General features: G+C 69.9%; 11 protein-coding genes and 3 pseudogenes. 12 read left to right on the top strand and 2 right to left on the bottom strand.

Annotated features, from left to right (window positions below):
• The first annotated feature begins 5 nt into the window (after positions 1–5).
• The 4 genes and pseudogenes from ACH4F6_RS36805 (at position 6) to ACH4F6_RS36820 (ending at position 3934) form a co-directional block, all read left to right on the top strand.
• Positions 6–269: a UBP-type zinc finger domain-containing protein gene (locus tag ACH4F6_RS36805; protein WP_397964797.1), complete on the top strand. Its 264-nt coding sequence runs from the start codon at positions 6–8 to the stop codon at positions 267–269.
• The gene (locus tag ACH4F6_RS36810) at positions 269–2083 is read left to right on the top strand and encodes an FAD-dependent oxidoreductase (RefSeq protein ID WP_397964798.1); all 1815 of its coding nucleotides are present in this window, start codon (positions 269–271) and stop codon (positions 2081–2083) included. Before ACH4F6_RS36805 ends, ACH4F6_RS36810 begins: the two co-directional genes overlap by 1 nt.
• A gap of 158 nt (positions 2084–2241) precedes the next feature.
• Positions 2242–2634 (top strand): DUF2267 domain-containing protein, encoded by a 393-nt coding sequence (locus ACH4F6_RS36815; RefSeq protein ID WP_397964799.1) that lies wholly within the window; start codon positions 2242–2244, stop codon positions 2632–2634.
• 208 nt (positions 2635–2842) lie between these two features.
• A pseudogene (locus tag ACH4F6_RS36820) lies at positions 2843–3934 on the top strand (IS630 family transposase).
• Here ACH4F6_RS36820 and tap read toward each other — a convergent pair.
• A complete protein-coding gene (gene tap, locus ACH4F6_RS36825) occupies positions 3931–5931 on the bottom strand; it encodes a telomere-associated protein Tap (protein WP_397964878.1) in 2001 nt (666 codons plus the stop codon). The pseudogene ACH4F6_RS36820 and the gene tap sit on opposite strands and share 4 nt — an antisense overlap.
• Before the next feature lie 222 nt (positions 5932–6153).
• On the opposite strand from tap, the gene ACH4F6_RS36830 reads away from it, so the two are divergent.
• From ACH4F6_RS36830 to ACH4F6_RS36850, 5 genes and pseudogenes are all read left to right on the top strand, one after another.
• Positions 6154–7611, top strand: a complete 1458-nt coding sequence (locus tag ACH4F6_RS36830; protein ID WP_397964800.1) for an aldehyde dehydrogenase family protein — start codon at positions 6154–6156, stop codon at positions 7609–7611.
• A 7-nt stretch (positions 7612–7618) separates the two neighbouring features.
• A pseudogene (locus ACH4F6_RS36835) lies at positions 7619–8122 on the top strand (SDR family NAD(P)-dependent oxidoreductase); the annotation flags it as partial.
• Between the two features lie 82 nt (positions 8123–8204).
• Positions 8205–8498 carry a hypothetical protein gene (locus ACH4F6_RS36840; RefSeq protein WP_397964886.1) on the top strand — a complete coding sequence of 98 codons (294 nt, stop codon included), beginning with the start codon at positions 8205–8207 and terminating at the stop codon, positions 8496–8498.
• Positions 8495–9736, top strand: coding sequence for a low temperature requirement protein A (locus ACH4F6_RS36845; RefSeq protein WP_397964879.1), 1242 nt, complete (start codon positions 8495–8497; stop codon positions 9734–9736). The genes ACH4F6_RS36840 and ACH4F6_RS36845 overlap by 4 nt, the downstream gene beginning before the upstream one ends.
• A gap of 66 nt (positions 9737–9802) precedes the next feature.
• On the top strand, positions 9803–10159 hold the full coding sequence (locus ACH4F6_RS36850; protein ID WP_397964801.1) for a hypothetical protein: 357 nt from the start codon (positions 9803–9805) through the stop codon (positions 10157–10159).
• Between the two features lie 181 nt (positions 10160–10340).
• Here the strand turns inward: ACH4F6_RS36850 and ACH4F6_RS36855 are convergent.
• Positions 10341–10694: pseudogene (locus ACH4F6_RS36855) on the bottom strand (helicase); the annotation flags it as partial.
• Between the two features lie 116 nt (positions 10695–10810).
• Here ACH4F6_RS36855 and ACH4F6_RS36860 point away from each other — a divergent pair.
• From ACH4F6_RS36860 to ACH4F6_RS36870, 3 genes are all read left to right on the top strand, one after another.
• The gene (locus ACH4F6_RS36860) at positions 10811–13570 is read left to right on the top strand and encodes an ATP-binding protein (protein ID WP_397964802.1); all 2760 of its coding nucleotides are present in this window, start codon (positions 10811–10813) and stop codon (positions 13568–13570) included.
• A 160-nt stretch (positions 13571–13730) separates the two neighbouring features.
• Positions 13731–14555 (top strand): alpha/beta fold hydrolase, encoded by an 825-nt coding sequence (locus ACH4F6_RS36865; RefSeq protein ID WP_397964803.1) that lies wholly within the window; start codon positions 13731–13733, stop codon positions 14553–14555.
• Positions 14556–14621: 66 nt separating this feature from the next.
• Positions 14622–14945 (top strand): putative quinol monooxygenase, encoded by a 324-nt coding sequence (locus ACH4F6_RS36870; protein WP_087788960.1) that lies wholly within the window; start codon positions 14622–14624, stop codon positions 14943–14945.
• The last annotated feature ends 25 nt before the right edge of the window (positions 14946–14970 follow it).

Below are 14970 nucleotides of genomic sequence, written 5' to 3' on the forward strand. Positions count from 1 at the left end.
TCCGGATGACCCTGCATGCAGACTCCCACCTCGCGCTTGTCCGGCCGGTCCAGCCGCTGACCCCAGAAGGGTGTCAGGAGTGTCTGATGCTCGGCTCCCCGTGGGTCCACCTGAGGCTCTGCCTGACCTGCGGGCACGTCGGCTGCTGCGACTCCTCGCCGAACAAGCACGCGCGCAAACACGCAGCTGCCGTCACCCATCCGATCGTGCAGTCGTTCCAGCCCGGCGAGGAATGGCGCTGGTGCTACGTTCACGAGGCGTTCGTCTGATGTCCGGCGACCAGTCGCTGCCGGGCGAAGAACCGGTGCCGGAGAAAGCGGACGAGGCCGCCTTCTGGGAGACCCCGGACATCTACGGCGCGTATCCGCGCCTCACGGAGGACCAGATAGCACGTCTGGCGGAGCACGGGCAACGCCGGAACATGGATCCGAACGACGTGCTGATCCGGGAGGGCGAGCGCTGCGAGACGTTCTTCGTCGTCCTCAGCGGTACCGTCGCCGTCGTCGAGGACTACGGCACTCCTGAGGAGCACGTGCTGCGCGTGCACGGCCCAGGTCGCTTCATCGGCGAACTCGGCCTGCTGTACGGACAAGTGGCCTTCTACACCGCTGTCGCCAGGGAGCCGGGCGAGGCCCTTGTCGTCTCCTTGGACCAGTTGCGCCACCTGGTGTCCCAGGACTCCACCATCGGGGACATCGTGCTGCGCGCCTGTCTGTGCCGTCGCGCGCTGCTCGTCGGACAGGGCGCCGGCTTCCGCATCATCGGCTCGCGCTACTCGCCCGACACCAGACGGCTGCGCGAGTTCGCCCTCCGCAACCGGCTGCCGCACCGCTGGATCGACCTGGAGACCGACGAGGAGGCCGAGGAGCTGCTGCGCCGCTTCGGCGTCGGCCCGGCGGAGACACCACTCGTCATCTGGCGGGACACCACCCTGTTGCGCAACCCCAGCAACGCGGAACTGGCCCGGCTCATCGGCCTGCCGTCCCTACCAACCGGAAACCGTCACGGCGACGTCCTCATCGTAGGCTCCGGACCCGCCGGCCTCGCTGCCGCGGTCTACGCCGCCTCCGAGGGCCTGAGCACCACGGTGGTGGAGGCGATGGCCACCGGCGGCCAGGCCGGCACGTCGTCCCGCATCGAGAACCTGCTCGGCTTCCCATCCGGCATCTCCGGCGCCGAACTCACCGAACGCGCCGTACTCCAGGCCGACAAGTTCGGCGCCAGGATCAGCCTTCCGCTGGAGGCGACCAGTCTCCATCCCGAGGACGACGACCACTACGTCGTGGCGTTCGCCGACGGCAGCGAAATCGCCGCCCGCGCCGTCGTCCTGGCCATGGGTGCCCGCTACCGCCGGCTCCGGGTGCCCGGCATCGAACGCCTGGAGGGAACGAGCGTGCACTACTCGGCGACCGTCTACGAGGCCCAGCAGTGCCGCACCGACCCGGTGGCCGTCGTCGGCGGAGGCAACTCGGCGGGCCAGGCGGTGCTGTTCCTCGCCCGGTACGCGCCGAAGGTGCACCTGCTGGTCCGAGGAGCCAGCCTTGAGGCCAACATGTCCCGCTACCTGGTCGACCAGGTCGAGCGCCATCCGCGGGTGGAGGTCATGCTGCACACCGAGGTCACCGAGGTCATCGGCCAGGAAGTGCTGGAGGAGCTCGACGTGGTCGACAACCGCACGGGCGGGCACCGCCGGCTCGCGGTACGGAGCCTGTTCGTCTTCACCGGCGCCGACCCTCACACCGAGTGGCTCGCCGGCATCATCGCCCTCGACTCCCGCGGCTTCGTCCTCACCGGGCCGGAGGCCCAGGAAGCCTGCGCCTCCCCCGAGGTGTGGCACGGCCGCGGGCGCTCGTGCATGACCCTGGAGGCCGGCCTGCCCGGTATCTTCGCGGTCGGGGACGTCCGCAGCGGCTCGGTGAAGCGGGTGGCCTCCGCGGCCGGTGAGGGCGCGATGGCCATTCACTTCGTGCACCGGCACCTGGGGCACTCGGCCGTACCCGGCACCACGGGCACGTCAGCTGTTGCGGGCCACTCGGACGTCTCCCCACGCATACGTCACAAGGAGTCCGCATGGCTCGCATGACGAATGGCGGACGATGAGATCACGAGAAGAGAGAAGGAGGCGATGGCGATGGCCATGCCAGTCCGGCAGCTACGCGCCGGCGGACGGACCCGGTCGGTCCGCCGGCGCACCGGGCGGCCCCCATGACCAGCGGTGACCAAGGTAGAAGGAAGTCCGCTATGAAATACGACGGATTCCTCGCCCGTGTGCGCGAGCGAGGCGAATACAACGACCAGGACGAAGCCGCGGACGTCACCAACGCCGTGCTGGAAGTGCTGGCCCAACGGATCAGCCCGGGAGAGGTCAAGGACCTCGCGTCCCAGCTGCCCGGCCCGCTGGGACAAGTCCTGGACCATGCCGCGCCGCAGCAGGCGCGAAGCTTTGGGATCGAAGAGTTCTACCGTCGGGTCGCCGAGCGCACCCATGCCCGGCCGCGTACGGCGCAGTGGGACGCCAGCGCGGTCCTGACCACCGTCGCCGACGCTGTTACTGGCGGAGAGCTGAATCAGGTCATCAGCCAGCTCCCCTCCAGTTACGCGGTCCTGTTCGGCAAGGCCGACCTGGCGGACTGAGCCCGTGAGGCGCGGTGGTTGCTGAGCGTGATGATCGTCTGACAGTTCTATGGGATGGATTTTCGTGGTTCTACTGCCGTGGCCCAGCGCGAGGTGAGGTCGTCCCTGCCTCATCACTCCCGGCTCTGCGGCGGCTGCCCGTCCCGGAGCGTGATTGCCGGAGCCGGTCCGCTGGTGACCTGAGTCGGAGATTCATCGTTGGTCGGGCATGAGTCGTCCGGGTCCGAAGATTCCGCCGTTGTCGCTGACTGATGCCCAGCGAGCTGTGCTGGAGGGCTGGGTGCGTCGCCGCACGACGGCCCAGGCGCTGGCCCAGCGGTCGCGGATCGTGCTGGAGTGCGCCGACGGGCACTCGATCATGGAGGTGTCACGTCGGCTGCGGGTCTCTCCGGACACGGTCCGCACCTGGCGGAGGTGATTCCTCGAACGCGGCCTCGACGGCCTGTCCGACGAGCCACGGCCCGGTGTCCCCCGGAAGATCACCGACGCAGACGTCGAGCGGGTCATCGTCAAGACACTCGAGGAGGAACCGAAGAACGCGACCCATCGGTCGACCAGGTCAATGGCGGCGGCCACGGGCATGTCACAGTCGGCGATCTCGCGGATCTGGCGGGCGTTCGCCCTCGCGCCGCACCGGTCGCAGACGTTCAAACTGTCCACCGATCCGCTGTTCATCGACAAGGTCCGCGATGTTGTGGGCCTGTATCTCGACCCACCGGAGAAGGCTCTGGTCCTGTGCGTGGACGAGAAGTCCCAGATCCAGGCCCTCGACCGGTCCCAGACCGTACTGCCGATGGTTCCCGGCGTTCCCGAACGCCGCAGTCACGACTACGTCCGCACCGGCACCACCACCCTGTTCGCCGCACTCGAAGTCGCCACCGGCAAGGTGATCGGCTCCCTCCGCCGACGCCACCGGGCCGTCGAGTTCAAGAAGTTCCTGGCCAAGCTCGACAAGGAAGTTCCCGCTGACCTCGATGTCCATCTGATCCTGGACAACTACGTCACCCACGAGACGCCTGCGGTCAAGCAGTGGCTGCCGGCGCACCCACGCTTCCCTCTCCACTTCACACCGACGAGTTCGTCCTGGCTGAACCTGGTGGAGCGGTGGCTCGCCGAGCTCATGCAGAAGAAGCTCAAGCGAGGCGTCCACCGCTCCGCCCAAGCCCTGGAACGGGACATCCGCACCTGGCTCGCCGACTGGAACGAACACCCCAGGCCGTTCATCTGGACCAAGAGCGCCGACGAGATCCTCGACGAAGTGGCCGCCTACTGCCGACGAATCTCCGACTCAGGTCACTAATCTTCTGAGTCAGGAATTCTGTTCAGATAGCTGGCGAGGCGTTCGAGGATCTCGTCTGCGGTCTTTGTCCACACATAGGGCTTGGGATCGGTGTTCCATGCGGCGATCCAGGTGCGGATGTCCTTCTCCAGGGCCTGGACGCTTCTGCGGACGCCTCGCTTTATCCGCTTGTCCGTCAGCTCGGCGAACCACCGCTCGACCAGGTTGAGCCAGGACGAGCCGGTGGGCGTGAAGTGCAGGTGGAAGCGGGGGTGGGCGACCAGCCAGGTCTTGATCGCCGAGCTCTTGTGGGTGGCGTAGTTGTCCAGCACCAGGTGCACGTCCAGGCCCTCCGGAATCTCCTGGTCGAGTTTGATCAGGAACTTCTTGAACTCCTCGGCCCGGTGCCGGCGGTGCAGGGAGCCGACCACCTTCCCCGTGGCCACCTCCAGTGCGGCGAACAACGTGGTGGTGCCCGACCGCACGTAGTCGTGAGTGAGACGCTGCGGGACACCGGGCATCACCGGCTGCGAGCGGTCCAGCGCCTGGATCTGCGACTTCTCGTCGACGCAGAACACCAGAGCGCGTTCGGGCGGGTCCAGATACAGGCCGACGACGTCGTGGACCTTGTCGACGAAGTACGGGTCCGTGGACAGCAGAGACGTCTCGGTGCGGTGCGGCTGCAGGCCGAAGGCCCGCCAGATCCGCGACACGGTCGACTGCGACAGGCCCATCTCCTTCGCCATGGCCCGCGTCGACCAGTGCGTGGCAACGTCCAGCGGGCTGGGCCCGTCGGCGGCGTAGACGGCGCAGTCGGACAGGACCGCGACCGGGTAGCGGCCGGTGGCCGCGGCCAGGGCGACCATCTTGCGGTGCATGTTGATCCGGGCCCGGGAGATCACGGTGGCGCGGATGTCGGGGCGCCAGGTCGGCCGCGCGAGCGCGGGCCAGGCCTGTCCCGGCTCCCAGCCGCCGCCGCGCGCCTTCTCCTGCAGCTTGCCGATGCCGCCCTTGAGGGTCATCTTGACCGCGTCCACGACGATTCCCAGCTCCGGATCGCGGCTCTTGTAGCCGTCCATCGCCTGAAGGAACTGCGCCGGGCCGAGTTTGTCCGCGACGCCGAGGTCGGCCATGGTGGCGACGTAGGCGTCGCGCAGTCGCTGGTACCAGCCGTCCAGGAACCGGCCGCTCTCGCGGCGCACCCACGCCTCGACGGGGGCCACGTCGTACCCGAGCTCGACGGCGTGGGCGACGGTCGGCGTGGCGTACCAGGCCGGACCCGTCGGGCGTTCGCCGGTCGGCGTGAACGGGCTGGGCAGCAGATCCCCTTCGAGGTCACGCCACTGCTTGCCGACCTTCACCCGGGACAGGTCGACGTGGGACAGATCCACCAGCCAGGAACCGGGGACGGCCGGGTCGAAGGCGGGGTTGGTGACGTGCACGGGCGGGCAGGCCGGACCGACGACCGCGCCGTTGGCGGCCGCACCGAAGGCGAGATTGACGTCGATGCCGACCAGGTAGCGCTGCATGCACTCGGCGTCGGTCAGATCCCGCGCCCAGTCGTAGGCCTCCTCGAACAGCCTCTCCTCGGGCCCGCGCACATGGAAACGGGGCAGGTGGGCCAGGACCGGGTGCCCGTCGGGTGCCTCGCACGGCGCCGGATCGATCGGCTCGGCGTCCAGCGACCCGGGCCGGTGCTCGGAATGCCGATGGCCGTCCCCGTCCGGCTTGCCCGTCCGCGTGGGCGGGTTGAGTGCGCTCATCAACTGCAGACCCGTCACAGCGGTGGAGCCGACCGGTGTCATCACCCACTGTGTGTACACCCCCAGCACCCGGGCCAGCTCCGCAGGCTCCAGCCGGGCGGCATGGCCCCAGGAGCGGTCACCGAGGGCGTGCCAGGAGGGGATGAACAGCTGCACGCGACGTCGGCAGCCGCCCTGGGCGGGGCGGTAGATCCGCGCCCACGGACCCAGCCCGCGCTTGGTGAGCTGCCAGTCGGCACGCTGGAGCTGCTTGATGACCTTGAGCCCAACTCAACCCGGACGAGGCCGCTACCAGAAGCGGACTTAACGTCCACTGAGAGATACCGGTCGGGTCCCAGCACTGCCCCGGTACTGACGTAAGCGAGCCGTCGGCCGGATGTCAGTCAGCTGACGGAGGCTGTCGGCACGGCGGCCGAGCCATTCTCGTGGAGACATCGAAACCGCCCGGTACCCGGGCGAGACCACGAGGAGCGGACCATGAACACCGTCGCGCAGCACTGGATCAACGGACAGTGGACCGGCTCCGGCTCGGTCCTGGAATCGATCAACCCGGCCGACGGCACCGTCGTCGGCTCGTTCTACGACGGTGGCGAGGCAGAGGCCTCGGCCGCCGTGGACGCCGCCGCCGCCGCGTTCGAGACCACCGCATGGGCGCGCACTCCCTCGCTCCGGTCGACCGCGCTCAGCCGGCTGGCCGACGCCCTCGAGGCCCGGGTGCCCGAGGTTGCGGCCATGTTGTCCCGGGAGAACGGCAAGCTTCTGGGTGAGACCACGTGGGAGGTCAGCGGTGCGGTCGGGTGGCTGCGGTACGCGGCGGCCTCTGCGCGCACCCAGACCGCCGGGCGCGCCGCCGAGACGGCACCCGGCCAGTACACCCACTCGGTGCCCGAGCCGCTCGGTGTCGCCGGGATCATTTCTCCCTGGAACTCCCCCGTCATGCTGACCGTGCGGGCACTGGGCCCGGCGCTGGCCGCCGGCTGCACCGTCGTGGTCAAGCTTCCGGCTCAGACGGCGCTGACCAATGAGCTTTTCGCGCAGGTCCTGGCCTCGGTCCCGGAGATCCCGGCAGGTGTGGTCAGCGTGTTCACCGAGTCCGGCAACACCGGGGCCCCGTTCCTGGTCTCCTCGGACAAGGTCGACGTGATCAACTACACCGGCAGTACGCCGGTCGGGCGCCGTATCGCGGCCGCGGCCTCCACCACGCTCAAGCGGCTCGGTCTGGAACTGGGCGGCAAGGCGCCCATGGTGATCTTTCCCGACGCCGATCTGGACATGGTGATCCCCACCGTGGTGCAGTCGCTGGTGCTGATGAACGGGCAGTTCTGCTGCACCGGCTCCCGTGTACTGGTTCACCGGGACATCGCCGACCAGGTGCGCACTCGGCTTACCGCCGCGCTCGCGCAGGTGTGGCTCGGGTCGGGCGACGACGAGAAGGCCCAGCTCGGCCCGGTGATCGACCGGGCGTCCGCCCAGCGGGTGGACGCGATCGTCGAGGAAGCCACCTCGTACGGCACGGTGCTGCTGCGCGGCGGTGTGGTCACCGAAGGCCCGCTGGCCGCCGGCGCGTTCTACCGGCCGAGCCTGATCGAGGTGGACCGCACCGACGTCCGGATCGTGCAGGAAGAGGTCTTCGGTCCGGTCCAGACGTTCGAGGTCTTCGACGACGAGGACGACGCCGTGACCAAGGCGAACGCCACCGTCTACGGCCTGGCCGCCTCGGTGTTCAGCTCGGACTCGATGAAGGCCCGCCGGATCGCCCGGCGCATCCGCACCGGCACGGTATGGATCAACACCTGGGGAGCCATCAGCGAGGACTTCGAGGAGGGCGGCGTCAAGGGAAGCGGTTACGGCTACCTGTGCGGCCCGCGCGCGATCGAGGAGTTCCAGGCCCTCAAGGTGTACGTGGAGCAGGACCACACCCAGTCCGCTCACTGATCAGATCATGACCTGGCCCGGCGCCCACCTGGGCGCCGGGCCGTCCCCCTGCACGGGAAGGTCGCACCAGGCGTCGATTCTGATCACCGGAGCGACGAACGGTCTTGGTCTCGCTCTGACTGAGGAGCTTGCGGAAGCCGTGCACCAGTTGCTTCTGCACGGTCGTGCCCCGCAGCGACTGGTGCCGATCGCGCAGCGTTTCGGGGCCGAGCAATACATCGCCGACCTGCCCGCTCTGGCCGAGACCCAGCGACTCGCGGCCGAAGTGGCGGCACGGCACGATCGCCTCGACGTGCTGGTCAACAACGCGGGTGTGGGCTTCACCTGGAACGGCGCCATCCGAAGCATGTCAGCAGACGGATACCAGCAGCGGCTGGCGGTGAACCATCTGAGCCCTGTGCTGCTCACCCGGCAACTGCTGCCGCTGTTGCGCGCGGGCAGCCCCTCACGCAGCGCCGACATCGCCTCGGTCACGCAGGAACCGATGGAATCAAAACGATACGCAGCATGTCGATTGGGAGTGGTCCATGAACGAGAGAACTGTTTCCCATGCCTACGGTGCCGACGATCCTGGACTGCCAAGCCCACCGGCAGTGACAGACATCCGGCACACGCTCCAGGAGCAGAGCCGGAACGCGTTCGCGAACGCCGAACCCCGGCTCGGCCCCACCGTTCCGGCCGCCGTCCGGCGTTGGAAGCTGTGGCTCCTCACCGTGTGCGGTATCTACCCCACCATCGTCCTGCTGGGCCTGGCCACGAACCCGGTTCTGGAGGATCTGTACCTGCCGGTGCGACTCGCTGTACTCGTCCCGGCAGCGGCAGCAGCGATGGTCTGGCAGATCAATCCCCGACTGCAGCGGTACTTCGGAGCTTGGCTCACCAGATGACAAGCAGCCCGGCTCCGCCGCCGGTGTGCTCCGCGGCGCCCGCACACCACAGACCACTGCGCAGGCTCACGGCGCGAGGCCGCGACGAGACCCACCGCGGCGTCTCCTCGCTGGAGCTCTTCTTCGACCTGTGCTTCATCGTGGCCATGGCCCAGGCAGGCGCCCAGTTGGTGCACGCCGTAGTCGAGGGACACACGGGCGAGGGGATCCTCGACTACTTGATGATCTTCTTCGCCATCTGGTGGGCGTGGATGAACTTCACGTGGTTCGCCTCGGCTTACGACAACGACGACGTGCTGTACCGGATCGTCACGCTGATCCAGACAGCCGGCGTGCTCGTCCTGACGGCAGGCGTCTCCCAGGCGTTCGAGGAACACGCGTACCTGGTCGTCGTCCTGGGCTATGTGATCATGCGGCTCGCCATGACGGCGCAGTGGCTGCGCGTGGCGCGGTCGAGCCAGGGCCCCGAGCGGACGATGGCGCTGCGGTACGCCATCGGGCTGTGCCAGATCGGCTGGCTGGGGCTACTGGCCCTGCCGGAGGCCGGCCGCCCGTGGGTCTTCCTGGTGATGGCGCTGCTGGAGATGGCCGTACCGCTGTACGCGGAGCGGGCCCACCCCACGCCGTGGCACCCCCACCACATCGCCGAACGGTACGGGCTGCTCACGCTCATCGTGCTCGGCGAGACCATCGCGGCGGCCACCGTCGCCGTGAAGTCGGGGATCGACGAGCACGAGGCCCTGGGCGAGTTGCTGCCCATCGCCGCCGGCGGCCTGCTGATCATCTTCGCCGCCTGGTGGGTGTACTTCGCGGTCCCCATCCACGGGCACCTCCGCTCCAACCGGCAGTCCTTCCTCTGGGGCTACGGCCATTACCTGATCTTCGTCTCGGGTGCCGCGATCGGGGCCGGCCTGGAGGTGGCGGTGGAGCAGGCGGTGGGCAAGACGCACCTTTCGGCGCTGTCGGCGTCGGCGGCGGTGACGCTGCCGACAGCGCTGTTCCTGCTCACGGTGTGGGCGCTGCACTCACGCTTCTACAAGGTGGGGATCGCCCAGCAGTCGGTGCTGCCGGCCACGGCGCTGCTGGTGGTCGTCTGTACGTTCCTGGGTCACTGGGCGGTGCTCGCGGCAGGGCTGGTGGCGGCGCTGGCGGTGGCAGCCGGGGTGACGCTGACGGCGCTCGGGGCGAGCCCGGAGCGCGGGAGGGGCGAGGAAGGCGTCGCGGTGCCAGTTCTGTGAGGGAGCCCTCGCCGCCGCGGGAACCTGGCCGGCACGGCGTACGACGGCGCCCGTGCCGTGCGCCCGGTGCACCTGCTCAACGGCGGCGACACGTTGTTCACGCCGACGACGGGGACGCACCCGCTCGGCACCGCGAACCCGCCGGCCCTGGACAACGTCCTCACGGCGGGGCGCGGACGCGGTGACCCACGCGACCGTACGCGCTGTGGGCACCGCCGAGTAGGTCGCGCCCTCGTCGACGGAGCCGAGACCACCAAGGTCCTCAACGCCGCTCAGGCCGCCGACGTCGACGCCACCCACATCACCGTCATCAGCCAACTCGAAGGGCTCCCCGGGAAGGCTGACATCGAGGACCTGTTCTCCGCCAAGGACTACCTCTGGCTCCACAACAGGGCCACGTCACCATCAACGAGGCAGACCTGAGTGGACGTCAAGTCCGCTTCTGGTAGCGGCCTCGTCCGGGTTGAGTGAGGAAGCCTTGGCGGGTGAGGCGCCCGAGGCGGCTGCGGGTGATGTCGACGGATGCCTCGTCGGTGGGCATGCCGAGGCGTTCGTGCAGTTCACGGGCTCAAAACTCTTGATCGGGATGCTGGTTGGCGTCGGCGTCGTAGTGTTCCTGGTCTTCGCCGTCGCCCTCGCCGCCGGTGCCGGCGCCGATGATCCGTCCGTCTTCGTCGCGTCGGACGTGGATCTTGCGCTGTCCGCTGGTGTGGGCGCGGGAGGCGAGCTGCTCGACGAGCCGTTCATCATGACTGCGCAGGCCTCTGGAGGACGGCGACGAGGGGGCGGTAGCCGGCGGAGGCGACCGTGTCGGCCGGTCTTTGCCGGGCGGGAGGAAGACCGGCACGATGGTCCGCGCGCCCTTGGTGCTGCCGTTGCGGTGGGGCCGCAGCGCCCGACGGGTGTTCTGCATGATCTTCGTTGGGGAGCTGCGGGTGTCGGCGAAGCAGACGGTTTCAGGCTCCGTTTGCCGGTGGGTGCAATACTTCCTGGTCAGGTGCGTGGCTGGTGTTTCGACTGCTTCGCGAGGCAGGACGAGGGACGCGGCGGATGTGGGCGAAGTCAGGGACAGGCATGGGCGTCGGCCCGACCGGGCTGGTCGGCCGGGAGGGCGAGCTCGCCGAGCTCGCGGCGTTCCTGGACGCGGCCGGGACGGACGGAGCCGTCCTGCTGCTCACCGGTGATCCGGGCGTGGGGAAGACGGCACTCCTGGACGCGACCGCCGAGCTGGCGGTGGCGAAGGGAGTGCGGGTCGTCCGCGGGAGCGGTGCCGAGTACGAGACGGACATCAGCTTCGCGGGGCTCCATCAGCTCGTCGGCTCGCTGCCGGACGAGCTCGGCCGTCTGCCGCGTTCCCTGCGGGAGGCCCTCGAGGTCGCCCTCGGTCTCGGCGCCGGTCCCGCGCCGAGCCGGATCGCCGTCCTGAACGCGGCACTGTCCCTGTTCGACGAGGCCGCGAAGGAGCGGCCGTTGCTCCTCGTGGTCGATGACCTTCATGTCGTCGACCAGGCGAGCCGGGCCGCGGTGGGCTTCGTCGCCAGAAGACTGGGGGGCCGCCGCATCGGGCTGCTCGGAGCGCAGCGGGCGGAGTCCGGCGAATCCTTCCGGTCCGCCGGTCTGCCGGAGCTCGAGGTCGCGCCGCTGGGTGACGCGGACGCCCTGCGGCTGCTGTCCCGACGCTTTGCTCACCTTCCCCGCCGGGTTCTTTCGACCGTGGCCCACGAGGCGCAGGGAAATCCCCTGGCGCTGCTCGAGTTCGCCGGGTCCACCGGGGTGTCCGGCGACCAGCACGGCCACGGGGCGGGGTGGGCGAGCGGCCCGGGACGGGATGTCCGCGCTCTGTACGGCGCCCGCGTCGGACGACTGCCGCGGGGAACGCGTGAGGTACTGCTGCTCGCGGCTCTCGAGGGCTCCGGCGACATCGGCGTCCTCGAGGCGGCCGGCGGGCCGGGCAGCCTTGAGGAACTCGCTCCCGCGGAGCGTGACCACCTGGTCATGGTCACGGAGAACGGCCGCGCGGTGCGCTTCAGGCATCCGCTGGTCAGGTCCGCGGTAGTCGACGGTTCCACCGGTGAACAGCGGCGCGGCGCCCACCGCCGGCTGGCCGACGCGCTGGCCGACCAGCCCGAGCGGCGCGGTGATCACCTCGCGAGAGCCACGACGGCGCCCGACGAGGCGGTCGCCGCCGTCGTGGAGTCGGCGGCCCGGAGCAGCCTGCGGCGCGGTGACGCCGACGGCGCGATAGCGAGATTGCGGCGCGCGGCCGAGTTGAGCCCCGACCGAACGGACCGCAGGCGCCGCCTGTCGCAGGCCGCCTATGCCGCCGCATGGGTCGCAGGCCATCTGGAGGTCAGCCACGAGATCATGCGTGAGGTCGAGGGCAATCCGGCGGCCCGGTCGCTCTCGGCGGCCGCGACGGCCGGCTTCCTGGTGCTCGTCACGGAAGGCGACGCCGATACGGCCCATGCACTCCTGATGGAGGCGGTCGAGCAGGCCCCGGTGATGCCCGGACCGTCGCATGAGGAGCTGGAGACCGCGCTGTTCACCCTCACCCTCGCCAGCCAGTACTCGGGCCGGCCCGAGCACTGGCAGCCTCTGGTCGACGTGCTCGTCCGGTTCCCCGAGGCGGCGCCCGCCGCCGCGGCGTCGCTGGGGCGCGTCCACCACGACCTCGGCTCCGTCACCGACGGCATGCTGCGCCGTCTGGACGAGGAGATCGCGCGGCTGAGGGACCAGAGTGACGCCGACGTGGTCATCCGCACCGCCCTGACCGCCTCGTACCTCGACCGGCTTCCGGGCTGTCGCGAGGCCGTGTCCCGGGTCATACGCGACGGCGGCGCGGTGGGGTCGAGCATGCCGGCCCTGATGTTCGTCGCCATGGACGACCTGTACGCCGGCCGGTGGCAGGCGTCGGCCGGCGCCGCGGACGAGCTCATCGCACTGTCCGAGGAGACGGGGTACCACCTGTTCGCCCAGGTGGGGCACTACGTCGCTGCGATGGCCGCGGCCCAGCGCGGCGCCCTCGACGCGTGCCGGGAGCACTGCGAGGACATCTGGGGGTGGTCGGGTCCCAGGGGCCTGCGGCGGCTGGAGAACTGCGCCCACCAGGCGGCGGCCCGGGCGGCCCTCGGCGCCGCCGACTTCGAGACGGCGTTCCGGCACGCCACGGCGATCTGCGCCCCGGGTGTGCTGCCGGCGTTCAACCCCGAGGCCGTGTGGTCCGCGCCGGACCTCGTCGAGGCCGCCGTGCGCTCCGGGCGGCACGCGGAGGCGCGACGGCACGCGGACGCGCTGCGCGACGCCGGTGTCGGTCACCTCTCGTCGCGGTTCGCGCTGAGCGCGGCCACGGTCACGGCGATGACATCGGCTGCCGAGGACATGGTCCGGTGCTTCGAGGAGGCCCTTGGGCTGCCGGGCGTCGAGCAGTGGCCCTTCGAGGTCGGCCGTGCTCATCTGGCGTACGGCGAGAGGCTGCGCCGTCAGGGGCTCAACCGCGAGGCCCGGGTGCAGCTGGCCGCCGCCCGCGGCCGCTTCGAGGAGCTCGGGGCCCGTTCGTGGGAGGCCCGGGCCGCGGCGGAGCTCCGCGCCACCGGGATGACGCGGACCGGCCGGGGCAAGGCCGGCGATGCCCTCACCCCGCAGGAGCTGGAGGTCGCCAGGCTGGCGGCGACGGGGCTGTCGAACCCGCAGATCGCGTCGCGTCTGTTCCTTTCGCCGCGGACCGTGTCGTCGCATCTCTACCGCGTGTTCCCGAAGCTGGGGATCACGTCGCGGGCCGGGCTCCGCGACGCTCTGGAGGCGCTGCCTCCCGAGCCTCCGGCCCCCCGGCTGTGAGAGCTACCGGTCGGGTCTCAGCACTGCCCCGGTACTGACGTAAGCGAGCCGTCGGCCGGATGTCAGTCAGCTGACGGAGGCTGTCGGCACGGTGGCCGAGCCATTCTCGTGGAGACATCGAATCCGCCCGGTACCCGGGCGAGACCACGAGGAGCGGACCATGCCGTTCGTCACCACCGGCGACGGAGTCGAGATCTTCTACAAGGACTGGGGCTCGGGCCGGCCGGTCATGTTCCACCACGGCTGGCCGCTGAGCTCGGACGACTGGGACGCCCAGTTGCTGTTCCTCGTCCGGCGGGGCTACCGCGTCGTCGCCCACGACCGCCGCGGGCACGGGCGCTCCGCCCAGGTCGGCCACGGGCACGACATGGACCGCTACGCGGCGGACGCCGCCGCCGTGGTGGCGCACCTCGGCCTGCGCGACGTCGTCCACGTCGGCCACTGCGCCGGTGGCGGAGAGGTCGCCCGGTACGTCGCCAGGCACGGTGCCGGCCGGGTCGCTAAGGCCGTCCTCATCGCAGCGGTCCCGCCGCTCATGGTCCAAACGGAATCCAACCCCGCAGGGCTGCCGGTGGAGGTCTTCGACGGCTTCCGCGAGGGCGTGACCACCGACCGCTCCCAGTTCTACCTCGACATCGCCTCCGGGCCGTTCTACGGGTTCAACCGTCCGGGCGCGGACGTCTCCCAGGGCATCATCCAGAACTGGTGGCGCCAGGGGATGGCCGGCAGCGCGCAGGCGCACCACGAGGGGATCAGAGCGTTCTCGGAGACGGACTTCACCGACGACCTCCGGGCGATCGACGTGCCCACGCTCCTCCTGCACGGCGACGACGACCAGATCGTCCCGATCGCCAACTCCGCCCGGTCGGCGGTCACGTTGGTCGAGCACGCGGACCTGAAGGTCTACCCGGGCCTGTCGCACGGCATGTGCACCGTCAATGCCGACACCGTCAACGCAGACCTCCTGGACTTCATCAAGAGCTGACCCGGCTCGGTACCGGCACACAGTCCGTCAGCACGGAACACGACACGGAACAGAAAAGGAATCACCATGACCGCAACACCCACCGGCTACGTGACCGTCGTCTGGGACGCGAAGGCGAAGGCGGGCAGGGAGGACGACCTCAAGGCGTTCATCACCGCCGCCGTCACCCCCTCGCGCAACGACCCCGGCAACATCGACTACGAGTCCCACGAAGTCGAGGGCCGACCCGGCGAGTTCGTCATCTACGAACGCTGGGAGACACGCGCCCACCTCGACGCACACCTCGCCGCGCCCCGGATGCGGGAACTCGTCCCGCAGATGCTCGAACTGATCGACGGATCCATCGAGGACGGCATCCGCCTGCTGCGTCCGTTCCGTCCCGCCCACTAGAGCAGGACGCCCGCCGACGTCGGCG

Source organism: Streptomyces sp. NPDC017936 (genome assembly GCF_044328485.1).
Lineage (GTDB): Bacteria > Actinomycetota > Actinomycetes > Streptomycetales > Streptomycetaceae > Streptomyces.

Excerpts from the sequence above, each read along its gene's own strand:
- ACH4F6_RS36830 (WP_397964800.1), top strand. The coding sequence starts at position 6,154 with ATGAACACCGTCGCGCAGCACTGGATCAACGGACAGTGGACCGGCTCC.
- ACH4F6_RS36810 (WP_397964798.1), top strand. The coding sequence starts at position 269 with ATGTCCGGCGACCAGTCGCTGCCGGGCGAAGAACCGGTGCCGGAGAAA.
- ACH4F6_RS36845 (WP_397964879.1), top strand. The coding sequence starts at position 8,495 with ATGACAAGCAGCCCGGCTCCGCCGCCGGTGTGCTCCGCGGCGCCCGCA.
- ACH4F6_RS36805 (WP_397964797.1), top strand. The coding sequence starts at position 6 with ATGACCCTGCATGCAGACTCCCACCTCGCGCTTGTCCGGCCGGTCCAG.
- ACH4F6_RS36865 (WP_397964803.1), top strand. The coding sequence starts at position 13,731 with ATGCCGTTCGTCACCACCGGCGACGGAGTCGAGATCTTCTACAAGGAC.
- ACH4F6_RS36870 (WP_087788960.1), top strand. The coding sequence starts at position 14,622 with ATGACCGCAACACCCACCGGCTACGTGACCGTCGTCTGGGACGCGAAG.
- ACH4F6_RS36815 (WP_397964799.1), top strand. The coding sequence starts at position 2,242 with ATGAAATACGACGGATTCCTCGCCCGTGTGCGCGAGCGAGGCGAATAC.
- ACH4F6_RS36860 (WP_397964802.1), top strand. The coding sequence starts at position 10,811 with ATGGGCGTCGGCCCGACCGGGCTGGTCGGCCGGGAGGGCGAGCTCGCC.